The 8,001-nt window shown below is 64.0% G+C and carries 4 protein-coding genes; 1 reads left to right on the top strand and 3 read right to left on the bottom strand.

Annotated features, from left to right (window positions below; genetic code table 11):
* Nucleotides 1-287 precede the first annotated feature (287 nt).
* Complete coding sequence (locus AC5JJ6_RS31815; RefSeq protein WP_496045890.1) at nt 288-842, top strand: CreA family protein; 555 nt, start codon at nt 288-290, stop codon at nt 840-842.
* Nucleotides 843-860: 18 nt separating this feature from the next.
* Here the strand turns inward: AC5JJ6_RS31815 and AC5JJ6_RS31810 are convergent, their stop codons facing one another.
* The 3 genes from AC5JJ6_RS31810 to AC5JJ6_RS31800 form a co-directional block, all read right to left on the bottom strand.
* The gene (locus tag AC5JJ6_RS31810; RefSeq protein ID WP_496045889.1) at nt 861-1,265 is read right to left on the bottom strand and encodes a pentapeptide repeat-containing protein; all 405 of its coding nucleotides are present in this window, start codon (nt 1,263-1,265) and stop codon (nt 861-863) included.
* A 123-nt stretch (nt 1,266-1,388) separates the two neighbouring features.
* Entirely contained in the window at nt 1,389-3,587 is a 2,199-nt protein-coding gene (gene katG, locus AC5JJ6_RS31805; RefSeq protein WP_496045888.1) for a catalase/peroxidase HPI, read from the bottom strand.
* Nucleotides 3,588-4,258: 671 nt separating this feature from the next.
* The coding region (locus AC5JJ6_RS31800) for a choice-of-anchor I family protein (protein ID WP_496045887.1) at nt 4,259-8,001 on the bottom strand (3,743 nt) is incomplete at its 5' end.

Raw genomic sequence — 8,001 nt, 5'->3', positions numbered from 1 at the left:
GACGGCGATCTTTGCCGCATCCGCCGCAGTTTCGGTGACACTCTTCTTGTCCATCGTCCGATCTCCTTGAGGGCTGCGGAGTTACAACCGTAGCCATGTCCTCAAGTTCCGGAAATTTCACCCTGTGGTTTTCTCGCGGCTTAACGGTTCTGCTGGGCCGACCTCGGAATCGTGTCGGTCCGGTTGGGCGTCGCGGCGGGACCAGGGGACTTGTTGTCCGGTCTTCCTGGATATCGGCATCCATCGATCTGGAAGAGAGGAAAGGCCGAGAATATTGTTGCCGCATCATGGTCTTCGGCCTGGTGCCGGAGGCCGGCACGGCGAGCAACCAATTCAATCCATCAAGCAAGGCTTCTCGTATGATACGAATTGCATCCCTTTTCTGTCTTCTTGCCGCGATCGCCATCCCAGCATCGGCCGAGGAGGTCGGAAAGATCGGAACGGACTGGACCGGTAACGACATCGTCGTCGAGGCGATTTCCGACCCTGAAGTACAGGGTGTCACCTGTCACATGACCTATTTCAGCCGCGGCCTGATCGATCGGCTGCGGAAGGGCGACTGGTTCCAGGACCCTTCCAACTCGTCGATCGCCTGCCGGCAGACGGGCCCGATCATCATCGGTGAGATCGAAACGGACAAGAACGGAGACGAAATCTTCAGCGAGCGCCAGAGCCTGATCTTCAAGTCATTGGCGGTCCGGCGCATCTACGACAAGACCAACAACACCCTCGTCTACGTGTCCTTTTCCCGGCAGGTACAGGAGGGCAGCGCAAAGATGGCCGTCTCGACCATCCCGCTTTTCGATGAAAAGGTTACCTGGAGCAACGGCAAGCCGCAGTAGCATCCCTATCACAAGCTGTCAGACGGACTGACCCAGCAGCGCGAACTTGAAGGAAGCGCCTTCCAGCTTGGTGCCGGTTATGTCGGCACCCCTGAGATCTGCGTGGTCCAGCTTGGCATCCCGCAGATCGGTGCCGCGCAAGTCGGCATTGCTCAGGTTGGCTTCCCATAGGGAAGCGCCGGACAGGCAGGCGCCCTTGATAGAAGCGCCCCGAAGATCGCAATGATCAAGATTGGCTGCCGCCAGATTGCAGCCGTCGAGGAGCGCACGGCGCAAATCGGCGCGCCACAAAGAGCGTCCAGCCAGATTGAGATTCCTCAAATCCGCCCGCTCGCCCTGGACGCCGTCGGTCGAGGCCCACAGGCTATGGTTCTTCAGGAGAGGGGCCATGTCTTCCGGCGCATGATCGGTCTCTTCGGCCATCGAGGATCGTTCCCCTGCATTTGTGCCTGATGAAACAAGAGCGGCGCTCCAGGTCGTCCTGGAACGCCGCCCTGATCTACTCCGATGCCTGATTGCGGCAGCTCCCTTTCGGGAGCTTTCACATCAATGCAGCGATCGCACGAGATCGTAGCGGTCGGCGTTCATCACCTTCGTCCAGGCCGAGACGAAGTCCTGCGCGAACTTCTCCTTGGAGTCGCTGCACGCGTAGACCTCGGCGAATGCCCGAAGCTGCGAGTGCGAACCGAAGATCAGGTCGATGCGGGTGGCGGTCCACTTGACTGCCTTGGTATTGCGATCCAGACCCTCGTAGACTCCCTCGGCGTTCGGCGGCTGCCATTCCGTGCTCATGTCGAGCAGGTTGACAAAGAAGTCGTTCGTCAGCGTCTCGGGCTGATTGGTGAAAACGCCGTGCCTGGAGCCGCCGGAATTGGCGCCGAGGACGCGCAGGCCTCCGAGGAGGACGGTCATCTCCGGCCCGGTCAGCCGCAGCAACGCCGCCCGATCCACCAGGGCTTCCTCGGGCTGCATGAACTGGTGCTTCGAGCTATGGATATAGTTGCGGAAGCCGTCGGCCCTGGGTTCGAGCGGTGCGAAGGATTCGGCGTCGGTCTGCTCCTGCGAAGCATCGGTGCGTCCCGGTGAGAAGGGAACCTGCACGTTCAGCCCCGCGTCTTGGGCAGCCTTCTCGATCGCGGCACCACCGGCGAGCACGATCAGGTCGGCGAGCGAGACCCTCTTGCCGCCGCCGGCGGAAGCATTGAAGTCGTTCTGGATCGCCTCGAGCTTTTGCAGCACCAATTGGAGCTGCGCGGGCTCGTTCGCCTCCCAGTCCTTCTGCGGGGCGAGGCGAAGGCGTGCGCCGTTGGCGCCGCCGCGCTTGTCGGAACCACGGAAGCTCGAAGCGGAGGCCCAGGCCGCCGAAACCAGCTGAGAGACAGACAGGCCGGAAGCAAGTATCCGCGCTTTCAGGTCGGCGATGTCCCCTTCATCGACCAGCGGATGATCGACCGGCGGAACCGGGTCCTGCCAGAGCAGCGTCTCATTCGGGACGAGCGGGCCGAGGTAGCGCACGGTCGGACCCATGTCGCGATGGGTGAGCTTGAACCAGGCGCGGGCAAAGGCATCCGCGAACTGTTCGGGATGCTCGTGGAACCGCCGCGAGATCTTTTCGTAGGCGGGATCGAAGCGCAACGCCAAGTCGGTCGTCAGCATGGTCGGCACCCGTTTCCTCGACTGGTCGAAGGGATCGGGGATCGACGGCTCGGCGCCGATTGCCTGCCACTGCAACGCACCGGCCGGGCTCTTGGTCAGTTCCCATTCGAACGCGAACAGGTTGTCGAAGAAGTGATTGCTCCACTTGACCGGTGTCTGTGACCAGATGACTTCCGGGCCGCCGGTGATGGCGTCAGCCCCGAAGCCCGTGCCGTGCTTGCTCTTCCAGCCGAGGCCCTGATCCTCGAGCGCGCCGGCCTCGGGCTCCGGTCCCATGAAGGACGGATCGCCCGCACCATGGGTCTTGCCGAAGGTATGGCCGCCGGCGATCAGCGCCACGGTCTCCTCGTCGTTCATGGCCATGCGGGCGAACGTCTGGCGGATGTCGCTGGCCGCCGTGACCGGGTCGGGCTTGCCGTTCGGTCCCTCCGGATTGACGTAGATGAGGCCCATCTGCACCGCGCCGAGCGGTTCCGAGAGCTGGCGTTCGCCGCTGTAGCGCTCATCGCCGAGCCAGGTTCCCTCAGGACCCCAAAAGAGCTCTTCAGGTTCCCAGACATCCACGCGGCCGCCAGCGAAGCCAAAGGTCTTGAAGTCCATCGACTCGAGCGCGACATTGCCGGCCAGAACCATCAGGTCGGCCCAGGAGATCTTCCGGCCATACTTCTGCTTGATCGGCCACAGCAGGCGGCGCGCCTTATCGAGGTTCGCGTTGTCGGGCCACGAGTTGAGCGGCGCGAAGCGCTGCTGGCCGGCGCCGGCGCCGCCGCGCCCGTCGGTGATGCGGTACGTGCCAGCACTGTGCCATGCCAGCCGGATCATCAGCCCGCCATAATGGCCGAAGTCCGCGGGCCACCACTCCTGCGAATCCGTCATCAAGGCATGCAGATCCCTGATCACCGCGTCCAGGTCGAGGGATTGAAATTCCTTGGCGTAGTCGAAGTCCCTGTCCATCGGATCGGACATGGCTGAGTTCCGATGGAGCATCTCGATGTCGAGAGCCTCCGGCCACCAGTCGCGATTCCCGCGCCTGCGGTTCCCTCCGCCCATCGGGCACTTTCCTGCGCTTTCCTTGGGTTCTGCGTCCATCATTGCCTCCTGCGTCATTTGTGGTTTTTTGTGGCAACAACTCGTACTGCATAGCTACATCGGACCCGTACATGGGTTCGACACGGCCATTGGGCGTCGGCCGCACCGGGCGCCTCCCGCACTTCGCCCGGCCCTGCTCCCTATCATGAGACCAGAAAACAAATTTGAACGATTCTAAAAAGACGGGTCAAGAAGTTTTGTATGACTTCGGCGCAAAATATACTCCGACGGTAGGTCTACGCTACCCGCCGGATATGGCTGATAGGGAGGTGGAGGACGATGCCGTCCGGGTAGAGACCGGGATCTTTGAGCCGGCCGACTGTCGGCAACGACAGCCTGCCCACGGCACGCGCCGGAAAGCGCATCAGCGCCCGGTGAATAGGAATACCAAGGGGCGAAGAAGTTGACCGGTGAGGACGCTACTGTCCTAGGTCGTCTAGCTGTCCGGATGCGACAAGTCCTTGGCGCTACAGGCGGTGCTGCGCGGCGATTTTAGTTTCGGTGCGGACGCATGGACCAGGAGGCTGGTAGGCTGGATTAACGAGTTCGGGTTTTGCTTATAGCCGTTACAGCTTTGTCATACCCTGGCGCCGACCGCAGTCTCACTGACACAGCGCATATCGCTGTCCGCGCGCCGCGCGTCAGCTATCGACTCCTGGAACCTTGCGCCGTCAGGCGGCGTAGACAGGCTGGTCAAAGGCACCGAACCCATTCTGAAAGTCCTTCACACCGACCAGTGGAACCGCCATTTGCGCCGAGTCACCTTCCTGCAAGCGTTCTCCCAAGTCGAGGCCGACAACCAGCGGATCATGGTCGCTGGCCTGATCGGCGAACTCCGCGTTGATGTGAACGACGTCGTAGGACGCTCCCTTCGCCAGCGCATCGCTGACAAGGGCGTGATCGAGCGCCTGAGCGTTGCCTTCGAAGACGTAGCTGTAACGCTCTTCTTCCGGCAGGGTCAGCGTCAGGTTTTCCAGAACCTGATCTTCGCCCTCTCCCGTGGCAGCGGCCAGCGGCGGCAGGAACTGGAACTCGTTGAAGTCGCCGAGCACCAGGACATTGGCGTCCGGGTCCTTACCAACCAGATCATCGACGAAGGCGTTGATCGCCTCGCCCTGCTCGACCCGCTGCTCCTCGCCGCCGTTTACCGGCGGCTGGACCGCGCTGAACAACGGGGTGCTTCCTCCCTTCGAGGCATTGTGGACGGTGATCACATCGACGGGATTGCCGTTGAACTCGAACTGGGCATAGAGCGGTATGCGGCTGTCGGTCCACGCGGCGTCGCCCCTGCCGCCGATCGCCTGAACGCTCTCCTCGACCAGATCCACCCGGTCGGAGTTGTACAGCATGCCGACCCGGATATTGCCGCCGGGCTGGCCGCCTGATGTGTTGTTTTCCGGAGCGGCCTCGACATAGGTGTAGCTCGGGCCACCTGCTTGCTCGATCGCCTCGATCAGCACCTGCGCCGTTCCGGCAGCGCTGACCGTGCCGTCATCGGCGGAGCCGCTGGCGTCCTGCACTTCCTGAAGGGCGATGATGTCCGGAGCCTTCAGGTTCTCGACGATCTGGGAAGCCTGTGCCGCGAACTTGCCGTCGGCGACATCCGTGTCGCCGTCCTGGTCGTTCGGGTCGAGGTTCTCGACATTGTAGCTGGCGACGCTCAACCGCTCCTCATCGCCCGCTATCGAAGTGGTTTCCCGCTCGATGCCGCTCGTGACGACATCGCCAATGTCCTGCACCAGCACTTCGTAGTTACCGAACGCGTAGCCGACAACGCCGGTGACATCGCCGAGACCGGCGCCGGTATCGACGCTGGCCGAAAGTCCCGCCGAGACGTCGACATCGAACTGGAGTTGCACGCGCTCCGGATTGAAATCGTCCTCGGAGATCACGATAGCACCACGGTCGTTGAGCCCGGTGGCGTTGGCGCCGCCATCCGCCACCGCGAACACTTCGCCAAAACCGTTGGTCGGCGACGTCGCCCGGGCGTCGGCTACCGTGACCCGCATACCCTCCAGGCTCTCGTAGAAGGCGATGCCATCCGGGCTGATCGTCCCGGTCGGCGGCTGCCGGCCTTCGGCGCCGATGACGACGGCTTCCGGCAATTCGGCATCGGCCGTCAGAACGCGCGTCGCGGTCACGTCGGCGATCTGGGTCGTGGACAGGTTGCCGCTGGAGGCTCCGCCCGGCGTGAATTCGCCGATGGTGCCGGTGACTTCGATCTCCGACCCCATCGCGACGGTCGGGGCCTCGTCGGTGAATACGAAGACCGCGTCCGAAGTCGCGTCGTCGCCATTGCCGTCGCGGTCCTGAAGATAATAGCCGTTGCCGTCTACCGCCGTGACGACCCCGCGGGTGGTAACGGTCTGACCGGCCAGCGGCGAGGTGTCGCCGCTCCCCTGGATCGCGCCGATGGCGGTGAAGTCCGCGCCGTCGGACGCGGCGATGCCGAACAGGCGGGTGCTGCCGCTGACTTCATTGGTCACTGCCAGCAGCGCCTCGCCGGTCGGACTGTCCTCCGCCGCGATGAAGGCGAGTCCTTCCGGACCGAGGTCGCCGGCGGTTCCCTCCTCGGCCGAGCCCGTGAAATCCCGCGTGTTGACGTAATCGACGAAGCGGGGGGCGTCGGCGTCGGTAATGTCGTACGTCATCACGCCGCCGACCCGTTCCAGCCCGACGAAGGCATAGGTCCGCCCATCGACTTCGCCGATCGCGACACCCTCCGGCTCCGGACCCTTGTTGTCCGAACGGTCGTCGAAGCTGTCGTTTTCGTCATTGGTGGCATTGAATCCGATCGTGCCCAGTTCCTCGGCGGTGATGCGCTCGAACTGGTCGCCGCTGTCGAACACCTTCCCGCCGTCGTCATTCCAGATCGTGAAGGAGCGCCCGCCGAAGGTATAGAGCTGGTCGAGGTCGCCATCGCCGTCGGTATCTCCGTCCACTGCGGATACCGTCAGCCTGCCGAGTTGATCCTCGGCCTTCAGCGCATCGGCATCCGGGAAGACGGCCGGGTCCAGATTTGCGTCGGCGACCCGGATCTCCTCGCCGTCGCGGGTGTCGCCCTCGTTGGCGGTGACCCAGTAGGTCGATCCGTCCGATGCCTTGTAGCTGGAGATCGCGTCCGGCTGATAGAACCCCTGGACGGGGACCGGCCGGATCGCGATGGCGTCGTCCCGGTCGCTCGGATCGATGCCATTGCCGGGTTGGGAATAGTCCTTGGCGCCGAGCGGCAGGATGTCCGTCACGGTTGCGGTCTTGAGGTCGAGCCGGGCGACCGCGTTGTTTTCCTGAAGGGTCACCCAGGCCGTACCGCCGTCCGGCGACACCGCGATGTATTCGGGTTCCGCATCCTCCGAGAAGGTCTTGCCGTCGGCAATCCGGACGCCGTCCGCGCGCAGCGCGTCCTCCTGGCCGCCGAAGGCGCCGAAGTCCAGCGTGGTCACCCCGGCATCGATCAGCCCGCTCGACAGGTCGATGATGCTGACGCTTCCTTCCGGATCGAAATCGCCGGTCGGCTCACCCTCGTTGGCGACCAGCAGCTTGCCGCCGTCGGGCGTAAACGTCAGGGAGTCCGGCAGGACGCCGGCCTCTATCGTGCCGAGGAACGCTCCGCCTGTCGTATAGAAGGCGACGAAACCGTTGGCGGCGCCGTCCTCGTTCTGTACCGCCGCGGCGACCAGTCCATCGCTGACGGCGACGCTGTTGACGCCACCGGCGCCTTCGATGCTCCCGATGTCGGCCTGACCGGCACGGACCGGCGCCTGCGGATCGGAGACATCGAGGATGTCGACCGTCAGGTCGCCGTCATTGCTGACGAACAGCCGCTGGGTCAACGGATCGTAGGCTGGGATTTCCTGGGCGCTTTCGTCGAAGATCCCGGTTTCGAAGCTGCCGAGCGGAGTCAGCTCGATACCGCCGCCGGGGTCTCCACCATCCGTGCCCCCGTCCGCGTCATCGCCCACGGTATCGTCGCGGACCGACAGGTTCTGGATGCGCGTATCCTCGGCGGGCGCCGTCTCGGCACCGGCATAAGGCGTTTCCGCGAAATTGGCAGCCAGATATTCGGCCAGCGCATCCTGCTCTGTGCCGGGAGCGGCGAATGTGGCCGCCCCCGGGTCCGTCAGCGCCTCGTCCAGATCGACGCGGTCGGCGAAGGCTGGATCGGCCTCGATGAACTCAGGGAACGGATATCCGTCGCCGCCGTCGGCCAGGAAGCTGAGGGTCACGACCCGGATCGCTTCCGGCGCGCCTTCGGCCACGGCTCCGTCGGACACGATGACCTGACCGGGATTGCCCGCGTCGTCCAGCAGCGCCGCCGTCCGGACCCGTTCGCCCGCCGGCAGGTCCGGGTCGAAACTGAAGGCGATGCCGCCGACCTGGGCGAACTGGCCAGGCGTCGCACCGGGGCCGACCG

It is taken from the genome of Skermanella sp., from assembly GCF_059503625.1.
Note: the sequence above shows the minus strand (reverse complement) of the source record. Positions and strands in the feature narration are given on the sequence as shown.

Bases quoted from the DNA above. Each gene is read 5' to 3' on its own strand.
- AC5JJ6_RS31815 (WP_496045890.1), top strand. From the start codon at position 288: ATGGTCTTCGGCCTGGTGCCGGAGGCCGGCACGGCGAGCAACCAATTC.
- AC5JJ6_RS31810 (WP_496045889.1), bottom strand. From the start codon at position 1,265: ATGGCCGAAGAGACCGATCATGCGCCGGAAGACATGGCCCCTCTCCTG.
- katG (WP_496045888.1), bottom strand. From the start codon at position 3,587: ATGGACGCAGAACCCAAGGAAAGCGCAGGAAAGTGCCCGATGGGCGGA.